Here is an 18,717-nt window from a genome sequence, read left to right on the forward strand (position 1 = left end):
AAGAAGTTGTAAGTATGCTCGGAAAAGGAGAGTTGATATGCGCAAAGTGGTGATAGCAGGTGCGTCACGCACACCAATGGGGGGCTTTCAGGGCGCTTTTGCGGATATGACAGCATCTCAGCTGGGCGGCGTGGCTATTCGTGGGGCTTTGGATGGCGCTGGTCCCGCCGTAGTCCAAGAGGTGCTTATGGGGTGCGTTTTGCCCGCAGGGCAAGGGCAAGCACCTGCGCGTCAGGCAGGCTTCGCGGCCGGTCTGGGTGAAGAAGTTCCCGCAACCACCCTGAACAAGATGTGCGGCAGCGGCATGAAGGCAGCGATGATCGGGTACGACCAGATTGCCCTGGGCCACACGGATGTCATGGTCGCCGGCGGCATGGAAAGCATGACAAACGCGCCCTACGTTCTACCCAAAATGCGCGGTGGTGCGCGGTTAGGTCATGCCGCTGTTATCGACCACATGTTTCTCGACGGTCTAGAAGACGCTTATGACAAAGGCCGCCTTATGGGCACTTTTGCCGAAGACTGCGCAGAAACCTATCAATTCACCCGTCAGGTGCAGGATGACTACGCGCTTGCGTCGCTCAACCGAGCGCTTGAGGCGCAAGAAAGCGGTGCGTTTGCAGATGAGATCAGCCCCGTAAGCGTGGTTTCTCGTAAGGGCACAGAGACCTTGGACGCAGATGAGCAACCCAAAACAGCCCGTCCCGATAAAATCCCGCAGCTGAAGCCTGCTTTCCGCGAAGGTGGCACAGTCACGGCGGCTAATTCGTCATCTATCTCGGATGGCGCTGCCGCTCTTGTGCTTGCATCGGAAGACGCGGCTAAAGCGCAGGGCCTTACGGTCAGAGCCTATGTGGTCGGGCACGCCAGCCACGCCCAAGCGCCGGGCCTTTTCGCGACAGCACCTGTTCCTGCCGCGCAAAAGCTACTGGAACGTATCGGCTGGAAAAAAGAAGACGTAGACTTGTGGGAGGTAAACGAGGCTTTCGCGGTTGTCCCGTTGGCTTTCATGCATGAGATGGGTCTTGATCATGACAAAGTTAACGTCAACGGCGGGGCCTGTGCGCTTGGCCATCCCATCGGTGCCTCCGGCGCACGGATCATGGTGACCCTTCTTAACGCGCTTGAGAAGCGCAGGCTTAAACGCGGTGTCGCGGCAATATGCATCGGCGGTGGCGAAGGGACTGCCATCGCGATTGAGCGGGCCTGACCTATACCGTAAAATCATCACCGAATAGTCTGCTCACTTAGCGCGGTCCATCAGGCCGCCCTCAAAAGATGAAATACTCCTATGTCCCTAGATTATGATTATCTCGCTAAAACCATTGCTTCGCTGACCGAAGGCGAAGATGATGCCGTCGCATTGATGGCAACAGTCGCTTGCGAAGTTCATCACAGCGATGACCGGTTTGACTGGACCGGATTTTACCGCGTCACCGCACCGGAACTGCTTAAAATCGGTCCTTATCAGGGCGGTCATGGCTGCCTTGTGATTCCTTTTTCACGCGGTGTTTGTGGAGCAGCTGCGCGGACCGGAGAAGTGCAGCTTGTACCGGATGTTGACGCATTTTCCGGGCATATCGCTTGCGCCAGCTCTACGAGATCCGAACTGGTGCTGCCAGTGTTCGGTGCGGGCGGTAAACTGTTGGGCGTTTTCGATATCGACAGCAACCAACCTGATGCGTTTACGGCAGTGGATGCCAAGGCGATGACAAAAATTTTGAATGAAACTTTCAATCTCGTGAAATAGTACTGGATTTTTTCACGAACTTTGGCAGAGTTTTGAAGTCACCCTGGGTCTTGCTGAATTGGGGTGGTTCTTAATCGCGTTCTTGTCAGGGACATCATGCACCACAACCTGCCACAAATGTCCCACACGCTTGGCGCTGATTTGCGCGCCTTGCGGCGGGCGCGTGGGTTAACGCTGGCGCAGACTGCGCAGGCTTTGGGCCGCTCGGTTGGTTGGCTCAGTCAGGTAGAGCGGGACAAGTCCGATCCCTCTATCACCGACCTGAGACAGATCGCCGCCCATTTCGAGGTCCCCGTTTCCATCCTTTTCCGTCACGAATCAGCACCGGCGGAAGAGGCGGGCTACATCGTGCGCGCCTCGGCGCGGCGCCCTATCGGATCATCGGTGGCGGGGCTGGTTGAGGAGTTGCTCTCACCCGACCTTACAGACGAATTCGAGGTCGTTCATTCAACCTTTCAGCCTCACAGTCGGATCAAAGACCCAGTCAGCCGTCCGACACAGGAAGTCGGCTATGTGATTTCAGGCGCACTAGAGATCGAGATTGATGGAACCACCCACAAGCTCAGCGTCGGAGACAGCTTTCGCATTCGCGGAGAGCCGTTTCGCTGGGCCAACCGTACACCAGATCCCGCCGTTGCGATCTGGGTGATAGCTCCACCGGTGTATTGATATGAGCTTTGAAGCATGGACCGTTTTTGCCCTGTTCTGGTTGGTGTTCGTCACCACGCCGGGGCCAAATGCGGTCAATTGTATTAACAATGGCATGACGCTGGGCCTTAGACGCGCAATGGTCGGCGTGCTGGGAATTCTGACACAGGCAAGCCTGTTTCTCTTGCTCTCTGCATTGGGTATTACTGCTCTCATCGCGGCCTCTCCTACGGCGGTCACGGCTGCCAAACTGCTTGGCGCAGGTGTCCTGATCTATCTTGGCGTCAGAGGTTGGATCCAAGCAAGCAAGCCCGTCAAGATCGAGGCGCGCCCAGCGGGATCAATCTATCTGCGGGCGCTGGCCATCGCGACCATCAACCCCAAAAGCGTTGCAGGCTATCTTGCTGCTTTCTCGCAATTTGTGCAGCCAGACGTACCGATCTGGGATCAGATGCTGGTGATCATGCCCACGGCGCTCACGCTCACAGCGCTTAGCTATACCGGTTTTGCCGCTCTTGGCGCGGGGCTGGGCCGCGCAGCCCTTGGCGCTGTGTTCAATGTCTGGTTCCGGCGCGTAATGGCGGCCTGTTTTATCATCTACGGTCTGCTGCTGGGCAGCGCCGCGACGCCAGGGAGGGGATAATGCTTAGTGGCTCCTGTCTGTGTGGCGCTATCAATTTCGCGGCAGAGCGCCCCGCACGTGATCCGGCTGCCTGCCACTGCACTCAATGCCGCAAGCAGTCAGGTTATCACTGGGCCTCGGTCAAGGTGATGGACGATGAGCTACGTATCACAGGCAAGCCGAAATGGTTCGCTGCCAGCCTCACCGCAAAGCGCGGGTTTTGTCCCACATGTGGTTCCTTTCTATTCTGGAGGGGCGTGAACGACCCTGACATCAGCATCGCGCTGGGCGCGCTGGGCGCGCTGGACGGCGCCACCGGACTGCGGCTCGAACGGCACATCTTTACCGAAGACAAGGGCGACTATTACGAAATTCTGGGCGCCGTCCCCCAAGAGGAGCAAGAAACATGAATGATTTCCCAACCACAGTTCGCGTGGTCATCATTGGCGGCGGTGTTGTCGGCACCTCAACGCTGTATCACTTGGCCAAAGCGGGCTGGAAAGACTGCATGCTGCTGGAAAAGAACGAGCTGACGGCAGGCTCCACTTGGCACGCTGCAGGCAATTGCCCCAACTTTTCCTCAAGCTGGGCGGTGATGAACATGCAGCGCTACGGGCTGGAGATGTATCGCACCCTCGGCAAGGACGTGGATTATCCCATGAACTACCACGTCACCGGCTCGTTGCGTTTAGCGCACAGCAAAGAACGGATGATGGAGTTTGAACGCGTTGCCTCCATGGGTGCGTATCAGGGGCTGGAGATGGGGATGCTGACCCCTGCCGAGCTCAAGGAATATAACCCGTTCATGGAGGTTCATGACCTTCAGGGTGGGATGTGGGATCCGCTTGACGGTGACATTGACCCTGCCCAGCTAACGCAAGCGATGGCAAAAGGGGCACGCGAAGCGGGTGGCCGGATTGAGCGGTTCTGCCCTGTTACTGGCATCGACCGTGATGGTGATGAGTGGATCGTCAAAACAGAGAAAGGCGATATCCGCGCGCAATACGTGGTCAACTGTGCGGGCTACTACGCCCAGCGTGTGGGTGAGATGTTTAAACCCTTCGGCGGGCGCACCGTGCCGATGGTGGTCATGTCCCACCAATATTTCCTGACCGAACCGATCGCAGAGCTGGAGGCTTGGACCAAGGAAGTGGGCCACAAGGTACCCTTGGTGCGGGACGTTGATATCTCGTACTATCTGCGGCAAGACAAATACGGTCTCAACCTTGGCCCGTATGAGCGGAACTGCAAGGCGCATTGGGTCACGCCCGATGATCTGATGCCTGAGGATTTCTCGTTCCAGCTTTACCCTGATGATCTGGAGCGGTTGGAGTACTATATCGAAGACGCCATGGCGCGGGTGCCGATCCTTGGTACCGCTGGCGTGGGCCGCAACATCAATGGGCCGATACCATACGCCCCCGACGGGTTGCCCATGATCGGCCCGATGCCTGGTGTCAAAAATGCATTTGAGGGCCACAGTTTTACCTTCGGGATCGCGCAGGGCGGCGGTGCAGGCAAGGTGCTAAGCGAATGGATCATGCACGGTCAGACCGAGTTGGATATGTGGGCGGTCGATCCGCGGCGCTACACGGGTTTTGCCGATCACGACTATACCCTTGCGAAGGTGCTAGAGACTTACGGCCACGAATACGCGATGCACTTCCCGCATCACGCATGGCCCGCAGGCCGCGACAAAAAGCTGTCGCCAGTGCATTCCAAAGTGCTGGAACTGGGCGGCCAGATGGGTGCCTACAACGGATGGGAACGCGCAAACTGGTTTGCCAAGCCGAGCGATGACACCTCAGAGAAATCGACCCAGACGTGGGACCGCGAAGGCCCATGGGCGCCGCGTATTCGCGAAGAGGTCGAAGCCGTGCGTGACAACGTGGGTGTACTGGACCTGCCGGGTTTCTCGCGTTTCAATCTATCTGGAGAGGGCGCCGCAGAATATCTCCGCGGCCTGATTTCAGGTGGCTTGCCTAAGGTTGGCCGCATGAACCTTGCGTATTTCCCCGACAATCGCGGGCGTATCCTGACCGAGATGTCGATTATGCGCCACGGCGAGGACAGCTTTACCCTGATCACTGCCGCCACTGCGCAATGGCACGACTTTGACGCATTGGACAACGGCCTGCCAGAAGGTCTGAGCTTGACTGACCACACCGACGAATACTCTACCCTGATTGTCAGCGGTCCTAAGTCACGGGCGCTGTTTGAAGAGATCGGAACCGAAGCCGATCTGGGCGCCTCATGGCTCTCTATCCAGTCAGCCAAAGTCGCGGGGATCGATTGCGCCTTGGCGCGGGTATCATTTGCAGGTGAGTTGGGTTGGGAAATTCATGCAGCAAATGTCGATATTCTAAAAATATACGCTGCCGTATTGAGCGCAGGCGCTACGCCGTTCGGGATGTATGCTCTCAACTCCATGCGGATCGAAAAAGGCTACCGCGCCTGGAAAGGTGATCTGTCTACTGACTACACCCTGTTGGAAGCGGGGCTGGAACGTTGGGTGAAGCTCGACAAGCCGCAGGACTTCCCTGGCAAGGCCGCGCTCGCTGCGCAGCAACAGCAGGGCGTGAAGAAGCGCTTCGTGACCATGCTGGTCGAAGCCGGTGATCAGGACGCGCCCTATATGTCGACGGTTTATCACGGGACGCAAGTTGTGGGTGAGACCACCTCGGGCGACTGGGGATACCGGATCGGCAAGTCCGTCGCGTTGGGCACCATCCGCGCCGATCTGGCGGTGGCAGGAACCGAGTTGGAGATCAACATTTTCGGGCGTATGTGCAAGGCAACTGTACAACCGGATCAGCCCCTGTGGGATCCCGAGAATGAAAGATTAAAAGCATGACAAACATCACCCTTCTGGACGGCTCTATCGGGCAGGAACTGGTCAAGCGCGGCAGCGGCCCTGCGACCCCTTTGTGGTCAACCAGTGTGATGATGGAGCAGCCGGAACTGGTGGGCCAAGTGCACAGCGACTACTTCGCCGTTGGCGCAAGCGTTGCCACCACCAACACCTACCCCGTGCACCGCAACCGTCTTGAGCGTGTGGGCCTTGCTGCGCAACAGGGGGCCCTGATAACGGCGGCCGTGGATCAGGCCGTCGCTGCGCGCGATGCGCATGGCAGCGGCCGCATTGCCGGCGCTTTGGGGCCGATACTGGCAAGCTTTCGACCCGATCTGATGCCCGATGTCGGCGTGGCCAAGGAACGTTTCGCCGAAAAAATCGCGATGTTGGGCGACCGCGTGGATATCATTCTGGCAGAGACAGTAAGCTCCTTGCAAGAAGCCGAAGGCATCTTTCAGGGCTACACCGCCTCTGGCACCGACAAGCCGCTGTGGATTTCCTTTTCCGTCGATGACGAAGGCGGAACCAAGCTGCGCTCGGGCGAGCCGCTGATGATCGTGACCCAAATGATGGCGCACTATAAACCCGCGGCGGTTCTGCTCAATTGCTCCATGCCCGAAGCGATCACCCAAGGCCTGCCGATCCTTACCGATTGTGGCTTGCCCTTTGGCGCCTACGCCAACGGCTTCACCATGATCACAGACGATTTCAAGAAGGACGCCTCAACCGTGGACGCGCTGAGTGCCCGCACAGACCTGACGCCGCAGAAATATGCGGATCAGGTGATGGAGTGGGTTGGCGCAGGGGCCACCATCATAGGGGGCTGCTGTGAAGTCGGCCCTGAACATATCGCTGAAATTGCCCGCCGCTTGCGCGATGCGGGTCACACAATCGTTTAGAAAGGTCTGTCCATGGCTGCTGTTCCCGCTCACGCGCGTGTCGTTATCATCGGGGGTGGCGTCATTGGCTGCTCAGTCGCTTATCACCTGACCAAGCTTGGTTGGAAAGACGTGGTGCTGCTGGAGCGCAAGCAGCTCACCTCTGGCACCACATGGCACGCGGCGGGCTTGATTGCTCAGTTGCGGGCAACGGCCAACATGACCAAGCTCGCGAAATATAGCCAAGAGCTTTACGGCAATCTGGAAACCGAAACTGGCGTCGCCACAGGGTTCAAGCGTGTTGGTTCAATCACCGTGGCGCTGACCGGCGAGCGGCGGGAGGAAATTTTCCGGCAGGCCGCCATGGCCCGCGCCTTTGGAGTGGATGTTGAGGAGATATCTCCTGCAGAGGTTAAGGATCGCTATAACCACCTCAACACCGAAGACGTCACAGGCGGTGTCTATCTGGATAAGGACGGGCAGGGTGATCCGGCAAATATCGCGCTGGCTTTGGCCAAAGGTGCCCGCCAGCGGGGGGGGCTGGTGCTGGAACGTACCGCCGTGACGGGGATCAAACGCGAAGGTCGCCGAGTCACTGGCGTTGATTGGCAGCAGGGCGAAGAGACAGGCCACATCACCGCCGATATGGTGGTGAACTGCGCGGGCATGTGGGGCCACGCCGTTGGCAAAATGGCGGGCGTGAATGTGCCGCTGCACGCGTGTGAGCATTTCTACATCGTGTCGGAACCGATCAAGGGCCTGACCCAGATGCCCGTGCTGCGGGTGCCGGATGAATGTGCGTACTACAAGGAAGACGCGGGCAAGATACTGCTGGGCGCGTTTGAGCCAAATGCAAAGCCATGGGCGATGAAGGGCATCCCAGAAAACTTTGAGTTCGACCAACTGCCCGAAGATTTCGACCACTTCGAGCCGATCCTTGAAGCGGCGGTGAACCGCATGCCGATGCTGGCCGAAGCGGGCATTCACACTTTCTTCAATGGCCCCGAAAGCTTTACCCCCGATGACGCCTACCACCTTGGTCTTGCGCCAGAGATGGATAACGTCTGGGTCGCGGCGGGTTTTAACTCGATCGGTATTCAATCCGCAGGCGGTGCCGGCATGGCACTGAGCCAGTGGATGGATGCGGGCGATAAACCTTTTGATCTGGGCGATGTAGACATCTCTCGTATGCAGCCATTTCAGGGCAACAAGACCTACCTGTTCGAGCGCTCCAAAGAGACGCTTGGCTTGCTCTATGCCGATCACTTCCCCTACCGCCAGAAAGCCACGGCGCGTGGTGTGCGGCGCACGCCCTTCCATGCGCACTTGCTTGAACGTGGCGCGGTGATGGGCGAACTCGCCGGTTGGGAACGCGCCAATTGGTACGCGCGTGAGGGCCAAGAGCGCGAGTATCGCTACAGCTGGCAGCGCCAGAACTTCTTTGACAACGTGGCCGATGAACACCGCGCGGTGCGCGAGAATGTCGGCATGTACGATATGTCGTCCTTCGGCAAAATCCGTGTTGAGGGACGCGATGCGACTGCATTCCTCAACTACATTGGTGGCGGTGATTATGCAGTGCCGGTGGGCAAGATCGTCTACACCCAATTCCTCAACCTCAACGGTGGCATTGAGGCGGATGTGACTGTCACCCGCCTGTCTGAGACGGCCTATCTGGTTGTGACACCTGCCGCGACGCGGCTGGCGGACGAGACGTGGATGCGTCGCCATGTGAGAGATTTCAGCGTCGTGATTACCGACGTCACTGCTGGCGAAGGTGTGTTGGCTGTGATGGGGCCCCGCGCGCGTGATCTGCTGCAAGCAGTCTCTCCAAATGATTTCAGCAATGCGACCAACCCATTCGGCACTGCGCAGGAGATCGAGATCGGCATGGGGCTGGCCCGTGTACACCGCGTGACTTACGTGGGCGAGCTTGGCTGGGAAATTTACGTAAGCGCCGATCAATCAGCCCACGTATTCGAGACACTGGCGCAGGCAGGGGAGGACTTTGATCTCAAGCAGTGCGGCATGCATATGATGGACACCTGCCGGATCGAAAAGGGCTTCCGTCACTTTGGCCATGACATCACATCGGAAGATCACGTGCTGGAAGCGGGGCTCGGCTTTGCCGTCAAAACCGCCAAGCCTGACTTCATCGGGCGCGATGCGGTGTTGAAAAAAAAAGAAACTGGCCTGACCAAACGTCTCGTCCAGTTCAGGCTCACCGATCCAGAGCCGCTATTGTATCACAATGAGCCGGTACTTCGGGACGGTGAAATCGTGGGCTACCTAAGCTCTGGCGCCTACGGGCACACCTTGGGTGGCGCCATCGGCATGGGTTATGTCCCCTGTGAGGGTGAGACAGTGGCAGATGCTTTGGCCTCAACCTATGAGATCGATGTGATGGGCGCGCGAGTGTGCGCGGAGGTCTCATTGAAGCCGATGTACGATCCCGCGTCCGAACGGGTTAAGGTGTAAGGGGTACAATCTAACTCTTTTGCTCCTCAATCGCATGTCCTACCCCTGCCGGGGTAGGAGAACGATATGCGCCACGCTGACACCGCCCCCAAGACCCAAGATCAGGACACGCCGCAGGGACTATTGTTTGCCGGTGGTGCTTACATTCTTTGGGGGTTCTTGCCGCTCTATATGAAGTTGCTGAGCCATGTTCCGGTTGCTGAAGTTATCGCGCACCGCATCATCTGGTCCGTACCGATTGCCTCGCTTGTGCTGATCCTATTGGGCCGCACGGCTACCTTGCGTGAAGCATTCCGCAATCCGCGCATGCTCGCGATGGGATGTGTGACGGCTGCCCTGATTACACTCAATTGGGGATTTTATGTCTATGCTGTGGTCTCTGATCACGCGCTGGATGCAGCCATCGGTTATTATATCAATCCCCTGTTCAGCGTCTTTCTGGGGGCCGTGCTGCTTGGAGAAAAGCTTGACCGGGCGCAGCTGGTTGCCGTTGCGATCGCGGGTGCTGCCGTGCTGGTGCTGATCTTTGATGCCGAACGCACGCCGTGGCTCGCTTTTGGTATGATGCTGTCTTGGGGGTTCTACGCACTGGCGAAAAAGAGCCTGCCCATCGGGCCCAATCAGGGGTTTCTGATGGAGGTCCTGATCCTGCTGCCACCAGCGCTGGCCTATGCGGTTTATGCCAATGCGACAGGCAGCGCGCATTTTCTGAACGGAAACACCTATGACACGTGGCTGCTTTTGGGCTGCGGTGTTGTAACCGCTGTTCCGCTGCTCTTTTACGCAAACGGGGCTAAGCGGTTGCGGCTGTCCACCATCGGTATCCTGCAATATGTCGCGCCTACGATGATCATGCTCAACGCAGTGTTCATCTTCGGAGAGCCGTTCGGGCGCGCACGGGCGATTGCCCTGCCGCTGATCTGGCTGGCGTTGATCATCTATACGGTTGCCATGGTACGCCAGATGCGCGCAAGACGCGTTTCATAGCGATCCGCTGGACGATCCAGGCCGAGGCTCCGCAAATAGTCGGGACCTCGGCAGGTGATCTATTTTGGCGACGGATCAGGCCAATGCTGACTTGTGCTTGAGGAACGCTGGATCTTTCGACACACGCTCGTTCATTGCGGCGCGCAGGGTACCGATGGTCTTATACGGGCGCATCACAACCTCGAAATTCTGCATCAGCCCTTCATCATTCAGAGTGATAAGATCGACGCCGACGCAATCCAGCCCTTCAACCTTACACTGAAACTCCAGCGCCCAATCGTTGCCCGAGCCCATGACACGGCGATATTCGAAGTCAGTGAAAACCTCGTTCACGTGGGCCAGAACGGCGGCGACTGCATCGCGTCCATTCCAGGTTGCCCAGTAGGTTGGCGGCTGAAACTTGACGTCATCGGCCATCAAAGCGGGCACTCCGCTGTGGTCGTTGGCCAGTACAAGATCGTGAAATTTCTTAACTGTTGGATGCATTGTCTTCCTCCCGTTTTGTCAAAGCCTGACATGGGACGGGTTGAAAACCAATCGCGCACATGGGACTGAGGCGGTCATGGACGCAACGTATTCTCCCCCGACTGATCCCTTAGAAGTGTTGCACCTCGATCACGAGGTAATGCTGGTTGATAAACCTGCGGGTCTGCTGTCTGTGCCGGGCAAAGGTCCGTATCTGGCAGACTGCCTTCTCGCGAGGGTGCAGGCTACTTTTCCGGACGCCTTGTTGGTGCATCGGTTGGACAGGGACACATCCGGCGTGATGATCTTTGCTCTCACCCCACATGCGCAACGGCATTTGGGGCTGCAATTCGAAAAGCGGATGACGAAGAAAACCTATGTCGCGCGCGTCTGGGGCGTTCCGACAGAGAAGACAGGCACCGTTGATCTGCCGCTGATCGTCGACTGGCCAAACCGGCCGCGCCAGATGGTCTGTCATGAGACAGGCAAATCGGCGCAAACCGACTGGCGGGTTCTCAAGGATGAAGGGACAACCTCACGGGTCCGCCTGACCCCGCATACAGGTCGCAGCCACCAGTTGCGGGTTCATATGCTGAGCCTCGGTCACCCGATCCTTGGCGACCCGTTCTATTCCGAAGGCCCTGCACGGGATTTCCCGCGCCTGATGCTGCATTCCGAAGAGCTGCGGTTCAAGCATCCCGACGGGGGTCAATCGACTAAAGTGCGCAGTAAGGCGCCATTCTGAATCGTCCCCCCCCTGGAAATGAAAAAGGGCCGCCCGTAGGCAGCCCTTTTCCGAAACGTCTTGGGTAGCTTACTCAGCAGCCCAACCGGAAACCGCTTTCACTTCGAGGAACTCTTCCAGTCCGAAGACACCGCCCTCGCGGCCGTTACCAGACTGCTTATAGCCACCAAATGGTGAGCCTTGTGCAAAGCCCTGACCGTTGGTTTCCACCATGCCAGAACGCAGGCGACGTGCCACGCGGCGACGTGTCTCTGCATCACTGGACTGGATGTAGTTGGTCAGGCCGTAAGGCGTGTCATTGGCGATTGCGATTGCTTCCTCTTCGGTCTCGAACGGAATGATCGACAGCACAGGTCCAAAGACTTCTTCGCGGGCGATGGTCATATCGTTGGTGACATCGGCAAAGACAGTTGGTTTGACATAGTAACCGCGGTTCAGACCGTCAGGGCGGCCAAGACCGCCTGCGGTTAGGCGTGCTTCGCTCATGCCCTTTTCGATCAGACCCTGAATCTTGTTGAACTGCGCTTCTGAGACAACAGGACCGATGTGCTTGCCTTCTTCTGACGCGGGGCCAACGTGGGTGTTCGTTGCCACTTCGGACGCGCTTGCCACGGCTTCGTCATAGCGGGATTTGTGCACCAGCATCCGTGTCGGCGCGTTGCACGACTGGCCAGAGTTGCGGAAGCAGCGGATCGCGCCCTGCTTGGCAGCCTTTGGATCGGCATCTTCAAAGATAATGTTGGCACCTTTGCCGCCCAGCTCAAGGCTGACGCGCTTGAGTGTATCGGCCGCGGCCTTCGAAATCGCGATGCCCGCGCGGGTGGAGCCGGTGAAGCTGACCATGTCGACTTCGGGGTGTGCAGAAAGCTGGCTGCCCACGCCGGGACCATCGCCGTTAACAAGGTTGAACACACCTGCAGGGAAACCTGCCTCATGAACGAACTCTGCGAACAGCAGGCCGGAAAGCGGCGCGATCTCGGACGGTTTCAACACGACGGTACAGCCCGTTGCCATCGCAGGGATCACCTTGAGGATGATCTGGTTCATTGGCCAGTTCCAAGGTGTGATCAGCGCGCAGACACCGATTGGTTCCAGCAGGGTCTTCTCGGAGGAGGTGAAGTCACGCTCGAATGAGAAGTCCTCAAAGGCTTTCAGGAAACCGTCGATGTGCCAGCTGCCTGCACCAACCTGCTGCTGACGGCTCAGAAGAATCGGTGCGCCCATTTCCATGGACATCGCTTGTGCCATTTCTTCCTGACGCGCGTCATAGATTTCGGCCAGCTTGCGGATCAGCGCGGTACGCTCTTCCTTGGATGTCTGGGACCAGCTGTCAAAAGCTGCGCGCGCGGCGGAAACAGCTGCGTTTGTATCGGCTTCGCCACCCAGCGAAATCACTGCGCACTGTTCTTCAGTGGACGGATCAATCACGGCAAAGTCGTTTGCGGCGGCGGGGGCGACCCACGCGCCGTTGATGTAAAAGTTGCGTTTCTCCAGCATTGGTCATGCTCCTGATTTGAGTTATGGTGTACTGTGTCACCGCAGATGCTTGCCTGCAAGATGGCTATGGAAGTCGCGGCACGAATGATTAAGTAACGAGTATAGAAATTTCAAAGGAGAGAACTGAAATGAGTTTGCGCATTAATGATACGATCCCCGATCTAACGGTTGAGACAGATCAGGGCACTGTGACACTGCACGAGTTTGTCGGTGACCACTGGGCAATTCTGTTCTCTCACCCGAAGGACTTCACCCCTGTCTGCACAACCGAATTTGGCGCCGTGGCGCAGCTGGCCGATGAATGGGCCAAGCGCGACACAAAGGTGTTGGGTATTTCGGTAGACGGTGTTGAAGACCACAAGAAGTGGAAAGGCGATATCGAAAAAGTCGGCGGCGCTAAGGCGGGCTTCCCTATCGTAGCGGATACCGATCTGTCGCTCTCAAAAGCATTTGATATGCTGCCAGCCGAGGCATATCTGCCCGATGGCCGCACGCCTGCTGACAGCGCCACAGTGCGGTCTGTATTTATCATCGGGCCAGACAAAAAGCTCAAGCTGTCGATGACCTATCCGATGACCGTTGGCCGGAACTTTGCAGAAGTACTGCGCGCGCTGGACGGGTTGCAGACATCAGCGGATCAGGGCGTTGCAACCCCTGCCAACTGGAATGTGGGCGACGACGTGATCATCCCGACAAGCGTGTCTGACGAGGATGCGAAGGCGAAATTTGGTTCGTTCACCACTGTTTTGCCTTATCTTCGTACGGCAAAACTACCTAGCTGATCTATAATACCCGACCTAGAGAAAGGCAGGCCCAAACGGTCTGCCTTTCTACGTTGAGATACCTCAGAATAGACCGAGAAATTTCTTTTTCTTCTTTGTGGGGCCCTGAGTATCCATAATATCGAGATATCGTTGCCAGTCATGGCGGCCCGAAATGGTGCCTTCAGCGACGGCATAGAAAAGGTCTTGCGACCTACTGAGTCTAGACTCAAACAGATGAAAAAAAGCATTGTCGCCGTAGAACGTTCCGATGCCATAAACGCCATGCCCTGCAAGCGCCCAGCGGGGTTGGAGGGCGAATGTGGGGTAGGTTAGGGCCACTTCAATACCTGCGTCATGCGCTTTGTCTGTAAGGATTTGGGCAACGTCACCAATTTTCGTCCTGCACATTGAGGGCGCGCCAAGCGCTTTGTAATTTTCTCGCCGGACCGCCATAAACATGGGGCCTGCATAGATGCGGTCGGGGTCTTTGTGGTTCGATACCTGAGCTAGGCCAGCCACCATGCCGTTTGCTGCTTGCGCAGCCATGTTTTCGTACCCCTCTCGCGAAAGCGGAAAAGCGTCGATGTCGGCTATCATTACAATTTCATCAAGAGTCTCGTCGCGAAGCAACGTGTTGATCCAGTCGCAATGGGTCGCGTTGTCGTCCTTCCACTGCTTGAGTGGGATGCCCAGATGCGCGAAAACCTGCGCTTGCGCTTCAACCATGCGGTCGGGGATATTGGATTGATAGAATGTATGCACGGTTGGGCTTGTCATTTCTCTTCCTCTGGTCCGCGAGACGCAAACTTACGTTTGTGTCCAAGCGCTTTAAGTTTGGCGCCAATGAGGCGGATATTTCTACGCCATTGGTAGCTGTGCGTTCTGCCTGTCAGGTTGCGGCTAGCTGTTGGGCCAGTGGGTGCAATATCACTCTGGGCGCCAGAGCTGGTAAAGGGGGAAGGCACAACGGCGATGCCCATGTCCGATTGAATCAGCCATTTGCGTGCATAATTATCGATCGGGCATACGATAGGCTGCCACGCAGCAAGGAACGCTATGGCGCCCTCTCGGGACCAAAGCAATGCGGTTGTCAGCATGGGGAAATAGTGTGCGCGACAGATCGTTGCAGATCCGTTGCTGCCTAATAACGTTGCGACAGCAGTGGTGATCTTAATGCGCTGGGCCCCGAGATTGGCCAGATACCAATCGGTGGTGTTTCTAGCTTCTTGCCAGTCGATTACCTTCTGAACCAGTTCAAAAGCATCAGGTTGGGGCAGCATGTCATCTTCAAGTACGAGGCCAAAAGGAGCACCTGTCGCTACAAAAGCTTCCGCCGCGCGAACATGGCTGAAAAAGCAGCCGATCTCGCCGCCGACCAAATCACGCCCCATGTAGCGGCGTGCTTCTGCCGAATTGTATTCAGGAATTGTCAGCGGATCCAGTTTGCGGCCATCAAAGGCAGAGATGCGCTCAAAGCTCATACCATGTCGGTCAAGCGCAGCATGAGCTGCGCTCAACCTTTCAGAGGAGCCATCCAAATTGATGAGGAAAATAGGATAGCTATCTTTCATATGTGACTTTTAATCGAGAAATGATCGCAGTGCCAGCACGAGCTCCCAGCTAGAGGCTGGTCGTCTTGTTTTAGTGCAGAACAACCCGCGTCCCGATCGGCACGCGATCATAAAGATCAATCACATGCTCATTGATCATGCGCACGCACCCGTTGGAAACGCGCGCGGCCACAGTTTGCGGCTTTGGCGTACCGTGAATCCGCAGATAGGTGTCTCGGTTCCCGCTGTAAAGATATAGCGCACGAGCGCCGAGGGGGTTCATGCCACCACCCTTCATACCAGCGGCGTGCTGTGAGTAGATTTCCGGCTCACGGCGGATCATTGCGGGGGTGGGGGTCCATCTGGGCCATTCGGCTTTCCGACGGATATGGAAGACGCCGGATGTGTAGCGGCCTGCCGTGCCGATGCCGATCGTATAGCGAATCGCTTTTCCGTCTGGCAGTGTCCAGTAAAGTGCGAAGTTGCCCGGATCGACGTGAATTTCGTGGGCTTTGAATTCGTCCTTGATTTCTACAATGCGGGGCTGAAGTTCGGTTGGCACCTGATAGGTGCTTGCCGCAGCAAACGCAGGCGGCGTGATCAACGCGGCTGCGCCAGTGAATAGAAGTGTGCGGCGGTCGAAAAGTGACATGGCAGTGTCTCCAGAAAATTTACTGATTCTACAAATCAACGCTAAGCTAACGTAAAAGTTGCCAAAATCAGAGTCGGGTTTGCCTGACTGGCCAAGAGTTTTTAGACGCAAAGCGGTTTCAATACTTTCTAAGGTTATGAATGAGCTGGTAGATTTTTGAAATCTACGCCTGAACTCGCGCGTTTCAGGCGCCTATGTTTTGTGCGGCGCACTGTTTCATTGCGCTGCATTGGCGGACAACGATCACCTCAATTTTGCCTGCCTGCTTTCGAAAGCTTAGAGCATGTTGCACGCGCGTTCGGCGACAAAAATGACAACATTATCATGATCGTTGCCAATCAAATTTGAGTAGAGCCAGAGGCGCGTATGTAAGGTCGTTGAGAACCAGAAACAAAAAAGGCCCCGGCGTTTTCACCGGGGCCTTTGAAATAACAAAGCTCTAAGCGTTACGCTTCGGGAGCTTTCTCTTCTTTGATCTCTTCGCCGGTTTCCTGATCAACCACTTTCATGGACAGGCGAACCTTGCCTCGATCGTCAAAGCCCAGAAGCTTCACTTTCACTTCCTGACCTTCCTTCAGAACATCTGAAGGGTGGTTCAGGCGGCGGTTCTCGATCTGGGAGACGTGTACCAGACCATCACGCTTGCCGAAGAAGTTCACGAAGGCGCCGAAATCGACGATCTTCACGACAGTACCGGTGTAGACTGCACCCTCTTCAGGCTCGGCCACGATGGACCAGATCATGTCGTAGGCTTTCTTAATCGAGTCTGCGTTTGGTGACGCGATCTTGATGATGCCTTCGTCGTTGATGTCGACCTTTGCGCCGGACACTTCGACGATCTCGCGGATTACTTTACCGCCAGAACCGATGACTTCGCGGATTTTATCCGTTGGTACTTGCATGGTCTCGATGCGTGGTGCGTGCACAGAGAATTCCTGCGCGCCGGAGATCGCTTTGCCCATCTCGCCCAGAATGTGCAGACGGCCCGCTTTGGCCTGAGCCAATGCTTTTTCCATGATGTCGGGCGTGATGCCCGCGATCTTGATGTCCATCTGCAAGGACGTGATACCTGCTTCGGTACCCGCTACTTTAAAGTCCATGTCACCAAGGTGGTCTTCATCACCCAGAATGTCGGACAGGATCGCGTAGGAGCCGTCTTCTTCGAGGATCAGACCCATCGCAACACCGGCAACAGCTGCCTTAAGTGGTACGCCTGCGTCCATCATCGACAAGGAACCACCACAAACGGATGCCATTGAAGAGGAACCGTTGGATTCAGTGATCTCGGACACAACACGGATCGTGTATGGGAAATCTGTTGCGGCAGGCAGAACGGCCTGAAGGGCGCGCCATGCAAGTTTGCCGTGACCGATTTCGCGGCGGCCTGGAGGGCCCACGCGACCAACTTCACCAACCGAGTAGGGAGGGAAGTTATAGTGCAGCAGGAAGTTGGATTTGAAGTTGCCGTGCAGCGCGTCGATGAACTGCTCGTCGTCTCCGGTACCCAATGTCGTAACCACAAGACCCTGAGTCTCACCACGTGTGAATAGGGCGGAGCCGTGTGTACGGGGCAGGATGCCAGTCTGCGATACGATATCGCGGATCTCGTCTGTTTTGCGACCATCGATACGTGTGCCGGTTTTGACAACGTCACCGCGCAGGATGGAGGCCTCAAGACCTTTCAGAGCCGAACCAAGGTTCGCATCTGCCAGTTGCTCTTCGGTCAGAGCAGCCTTGACGGTTTCGCGGGCGGCAGCAACAGCGGCGGTACGCTCTTGCTTGTCGCGGATCGCGAATGCCGCGCGCATTTCTTTCTCGCCTGCTTTTTTAACAGCAGCAGACAGATCAGAGTAATCGACAGGCTGGAAGTCAAACGGCTCTTTCGCTGCTGTCTCTGCCAGCTCGATGATCAGGTCGATGACAGGCTGGATATGCTCATGGGCGAATTTGACCGCACCCAGCATTTCTTCTTCCGACAGCTCGTATGCTTCGGATTCAACCATCATCACGGCGTCTTTTGTACCGGCAACTACCAGATCAAGGCGCTGATCAGGGTTGTTTTTCAGGTCCTGCATGTCGTCGATTTCAGGGTTCAGGATGTATTCACCATCCGTGAAGCCAACGCGGCAAGCCGCGATCGGGCCCATGAACGGCGCGCCAGAAATGGTCAGCGCTGCGGAAGCCGCAATCATCGCAACCATGTCCGGGTCGTTAACTAGATCGTGGGACAGAACCGTACACATCACCAGAACTTCATTTTTGAAGCCGGGGACGAACAGAGGGCGGATTGGACGGTCGATCAGGCGGGATGTCAGCGTCTCTTTTTCGGTAGGACGCGCTTCGCGCTTGAAAAAACCACCGGGGATTTTACCGGCAGCATAGTATTTTTCGTTGTAGTGTACGGTCAGAGGAAAGAAGTCCTGACCCGGCTTTTGTGATCGTGCGAATGTGACGTTTGCCATCACGGATGTCTCACCATATGTGGCGATGACGGAACCGTCGGCCTGACGGGCAACTTTTCCTGTTTCCAGTGTCAGCGTCTCTTCGCCCCACTGCATGCTTTTCTTAACTTCGTTAAACATCATCGTTTCCTTGTTGGCCCATTGGCCATTGCATAGAGGGCGTATTCCCTCTGACCCCTACATCTTGCTTTGGCCGCCGCTGGGGTCTGAGCGAAGGCTTTCAGATAGTGCGGCGTGTACATGAAGTGTGGGAGGATGGGAAGAGAGCGGGTGTTTGGCTTAAGCTGAGAGAACTAAGGCCTGCTATGCGGGACATAGTGACATTTAGCTGCGACTGCGCCAATGTCGGCTTCGGTGAAGCCGTT

Annotated in this window: 17 protein-coding genes; 11 read left to right on the forward strand and 6 right to left on the reverse strand. The window is 56.6% G+C overall.

Translation table 11 applies throughout. The features are described from left to right. The first annotated feature begins 37 nt into the window (after positions 1 to 37). The 9 genes from V7730_RS02325 (at position 38) to rarD (ending at position 10,217) form a co-directional block, all read left to right on the forward strand. Positions 38 to 1,210: a thiolase family protein gene (locus V7730_RS02325; protein ID WP_335745968.1), complete on the forward strand. Its 1,173-nt coding sequence runs from the start codon at positions 38 to 40 to the stop codon at positions 1,208 to 1,210. A gap of 81 nt (positions 1,211 to 1,291) precedes the next feature. Next, the gene (locus tag V7730_RS02330) at positions 1,292 to 1,750 is read left to right on the forward strand and encodes a GAF domain-containing protein (protein WP_335745969.1); all 459 of its coding nucleotides are present in this window, start codon (positions 1,292 to 1,294) and stop codon (positions 1,748 to 1,750) included. A gap of 96 nt (positions 1,751 to 1,846) precedes the next feature. Next, entirely contained in the window at positions 1,847 to 2,419 is a 573-nt protein-coding gene (locus V7730_RS02335; RefSeq protein ID WP_335745970.1) for a helix-turn-helix domain-containing protein, read from the forward strand. Position 2,420: 1 nt separating this feature from the next. Next, positions 2,421 to 3,041 (forward strand): LysE family translocator, encoded by a 621-nt coding sequence (locus V7730_RS02340; protein WP_335745971.1) that lies wholly within the window; start codon positions 2,421 to 2,423, stop codon positions 3,039 to 3,041. Next, positions 3,041 to 3,430 carry a GFA family protein gene (locus tag V7730_RS02345; RefSeq protein ID WP_335745972.1) on the forward strand — a complete coding sequence of 130 codons (390 nt, stop codon included), beginning with the start codon at positions 3,041 to 3,043 and terminating at the stop codon, positions 3,428 to 3,430. The genes V7730_RS02340 and V7730_RS02345 overlap by 1 nt, the downstream gene beginning before the upstream one ends. Further along, the gene (locus V7730_RS02350; RefSeq protein ID WP_335745973.1) at positions 3,427 to 5,874 is read left to right on the forward strand and encodes a GcvT family protein; all 2,448 of its coding nucleotides are present in this window, start codon (positions 3,427 to 3,429) and stop codon (positions 5,872 to 5,874) included. The genes V7730_RS02345 and V7730_RS02350 overlap by 4 nt, the downstream gene beginning before the upstream one ends. Further along, positions 5,871 to 6,773, forward strand: a complete 903-nt coding sequence (locus tag V7730_RS02355; RefSeq protein WP_335745974.1) for a homocysteine S-methyltransferase family protein — start codon at positions 5,871 to 5,873, stop codon at positions 6,771 to 6,773. The genes V7730_RS02350 and V7730_RS02355 overlap by 4 nt, the downstream gene beginning before the upstream one ends. A 12-nt stretch (positions 6,774 to 6,785) precedes the next feature. Beyond that, positions 6,786 to 9,230, forward strand: coding sequence for a GcvT family protein (locus V7730_RS02360; RefSeq protein ID WP_335745975.1), 2,445 nt, complete (start codon positions 6,786 to 6,788; stop codon positions 9,228 to 9,230). A 66-nt stretch (positions 9,231 to 9,296) separates the two neighbouring features. Then, positions 9,297 to 10,217, forward strand: coding sequence for an EamA family transporter RarD (gene rarD, locus V7730_RS02365; RefSeq protein ID WP_335745976.1), 921 nt, complete (start codon positions 9,297 to 9,299; stop codon positions 10,215 to 10,217). A 75-nt stretch (positions 10,218 to 10,292) separates the two neighbouring features. On the opposite strand, the gene V7730_RS02370 is transcribed toward rarD, so the two are convergent. Further along, positions 10,293 to 10,703 (reverse strand): nuclear transport factor 2 family protein, encoded by a 411-nt coding sequence (locus V7730_RS02370; protein ID WP_335745977.1) that lies wholly within the window; start codon positions 10,701 to 10,703, stop codon positions 10,293 to 10,295. Positions 10,704 to 10,779: 76 nt separating this feature from the next. Here V7730_RS02370 and V7730_RS02375 point away from each other — a divergent pair, with 76 nt between their 5' ends. After that, positions 10,780 to 11,427 carry a pseudouridine synthase gene (locus V7730_RS02375; RefSeq protein WP_335745978.1) on the forward strand — a complete coding sequence of 216 codons (648 nt, stop codon included), beginning with the start codon at positions 10,780 to 10,782 and terminating at the stop codon, positions 11,425 to 11,427. Between the two features lie 69 nt (positions 11,428 to 11,496). Here the strand turns inward: V7730_RS02375 and V7730_RS02380 are convergent, their stop codons facing one another. Further along, positions 11,497 to 12,924 (reverse strand): aldehyde dehydrogenase family protein, encoded by a 1,428-nt coding sequence (locus V7730_RS02380; protein ID WP_335745979.1) that lies wholly within the window; start codon positions 12,922 to 12,924, stop codon positions 11,497 to 11,499. Positions 12,925 to 13,052: 128 nt separating this feature from the next. Between V7730_RS02380 and V7730_RS02385 the strand changes: the two genes are divergently transcribed. Beyond that, positions 13,053 to 13,706 carry a peroxiredoxin gene (locus tag V7730_RS02385; RefSeq protein ID WP_335745980.1) on the forward strand — a complete coding sequence of 218 codons (654 nt, stop codon included), beginning with the start codon at positions 13,053 to 13,055 and terminating at the stop codon, positions 13,704 to 13,706. Between the two features lie 63 nt (positions 13,707 to 13,769). On the opposite strand, the gene V7730_RS02390 is transcribed toward V7730_RS02385, so the two are convergent. The 4 genes from V7730_RS02390 to pnp all read right to left on the reverse strand — a co-directional run bounded on the left by V7730_RS02390 (position 13,770) and on the right by pnp (position 18,472). After that, positions 13,770 to 14,465 carry a hypothetical protein gene (locus V7730_RS02390; RefSeq protein ID WP_335745981.1) on the reverse strand — a complete coding sequence of 232 codons (696 nt, stop codon included), beginning with the start codon at positions 14,463 to 14,465 and terminating at the stop codon, positions 13,770 to 13,772. Next, on the reverse strand, positions 14,462 to 15,259 hold the full coding sequence (locus tag V7730_RS02395) for a glycosyltransferase family 25 protein (RefSeq protein WP_335745982.1): 798 nt from the start codon (positions 15,257 to 15,259) through the stop codon (positions 14,462 to 14,464). The genes V7730_RS02390 and V7730_RS02395 overlap by 4 nt, the downstream gene beginning before the upstream one ends. A 70-nt stretch (positions 15,260 to 15,329) precedes the next feature. Further along, positions 15,330 to 15,890 (reverse strand): L,D-transpeptidase, encoded by a 561-nt coding sequence (locus V7730_RS02400; protein ID WP_335745983.1) that lies wholly within the window; start codon positions 15,888 to 15,890, stop codon positions 15,330 to 15,332. A gap of 446 nt (positions 15,891 to 16,336) precedes the next feature. Beyond that, the gene (gene pnp / locus V7730_RS02405; RefSeq protein ID WP_335745984.1) at positions 16,337 to 18,472 is read right to left on the reverse strand and encodes a polyribonucleotide nucleotidyltransferase; all 2,136 of its coding nucleotides are present in this window, start codon (positions 18,470 to 18,472) and stop codon (positions 16,337 to 16,339) included. Positions 18,473 to 18,717: the final 245 nt, after the last annotated feature.

Origin of the sequence: Sulfitobacter sp. (genome assembly GCF_036961165.1) — a bacterium.
Classification (GTDB): Bacteria; Pseudomonadota; Alphaproteobacteria; order Rhodobacterales; family Rhodobacteraceae; genus Sulfitobacter.

What these genes read in the sequence shown, in the direction of transcription:
- V7730_RS02370 (WP_335745977.1), bottom strand. Translation starts at nt 10,703, where the DNA reads ATGCATCCAACAGTTAAGAAATTTCACGATCTTGTACTGGCCAACGAC.
- V7730_RS02350 (WP_335745973.1), top strand. Translation starts at nt 3,427, where the DNA reads ATGAATGATTTCCCAACCACAGTTCGCGTGGTCATCATTGGCGGCGGT.
- V7730_RS02335 (WP_335745970.1), top strand. Translation starts at nt 1,847, where the DNA reads ATGCACCACAACCTGCCACAAATGTCCCACACGCTTGGCGCTGATTTG.
- V7730_RS02395 (WP_335745982.1), bottom strand. Translation starts at nt 15,259, where the DNA reads ATGAAAGATAGCTATCCTATTTTCCTCATCAATTTGGATGGCTCCTCT.
- V7730_RS02385 (WP_335745980.1), top strand. Translation starts at nt 13,053, where the DNA reads ATGAGTTTGCGCATTAATGATACGATCCCCGATCTAACGGTTGAGACA.
- V7730_RS02330 (WP_335745969.1), top strand. Translation starts at nt 1,292, where the DNA reads ATGTCCCTAGATTATGATTATCTCGCTAAAACCATTGCTTCGCTGACC.
- V7730_RS02375 (WP_335745978.1), top strand. Translation starts at nt 10,780, where the DNA reads ATGGACGCAACGTATTCTCCCCCGACTGATCCCTTAGAAGTGTTGCAC.
- V7730_RS02355 (WP_335745974.1), top strand. Translation starts at nt 5,871, where the DNA reads ATGACAAACATCACCCTTCTGGACGGCTCTATCGGGCAGGAACTGGTC.
- V7730_RS02340 (WP_335745971.1), top strand. Translation starts at nt 2,421, where the DNA reads ATGAGCTTTGAAGCATGGACCGTTTTTGCCCTGTTCTGGTTGGTGTTC.
- V7730_RS02400 (WP_335745983.1), bottom strand. Translation starts at nt 15,890, where the DNA reads ATGTCACTTTTCGACCGCCGCACACTTCTATTCACTGGCGCAGCCGCG.
- pnp (WP_335745984.1), bottom strand. Translation starts at nt 18,472, where the DNA reads ATGTTTAACGAAGTTAAGAAAAGCATGCAGTGGGGCGAAGAGACGCTG.
- V7730_RS02360 (WP_335745975.1), top strand. Translation starts at nt 6,786, where the DNA reads ATGGCTGCTGTTCCCGCTCACGCGCGTGTCGTTATCATCGGGGGTGGC.
- V7730_RS02380 (WP_335745979.1), bottom strand. Translation starts at nt 12,924, where the DNA reads ATGCTGGAGAAACGCAACTTTTACATCAACGGCGCGTGGGTCGCCCCC.
- V7730_RS02390 (WP_335745981.1), bottom strand. Translation starts at nt 14,465, where the DNA reads ATGACAAGCCCAACCGTGCATACATTCTATCAATCCAATATCCCCGAC.
- V7730_RS02325 (WP_335745968.1), top strand. Translation starts at nt 38, where the DNA reads ATGCGCAAAGTGGTGATAGCAGGTGCGTCACGCACACCAATGGGGGGC.
- V7730_RS02345 (WP_335745972.1), top strand. Translation starts at nt 3,041, where the DNA reads ATGCTTAGTGGCTCCTGTCTGTGTGGCGCTATCAATTTCGCGGCAGAG.
- rarD (WP_335745976.1), top strand. Translation starts at nt 9,297, where the DNA reads ATGCGCCACGCTGACACCGCCCCCAAGACCCAAGATCAGGACACGCCG.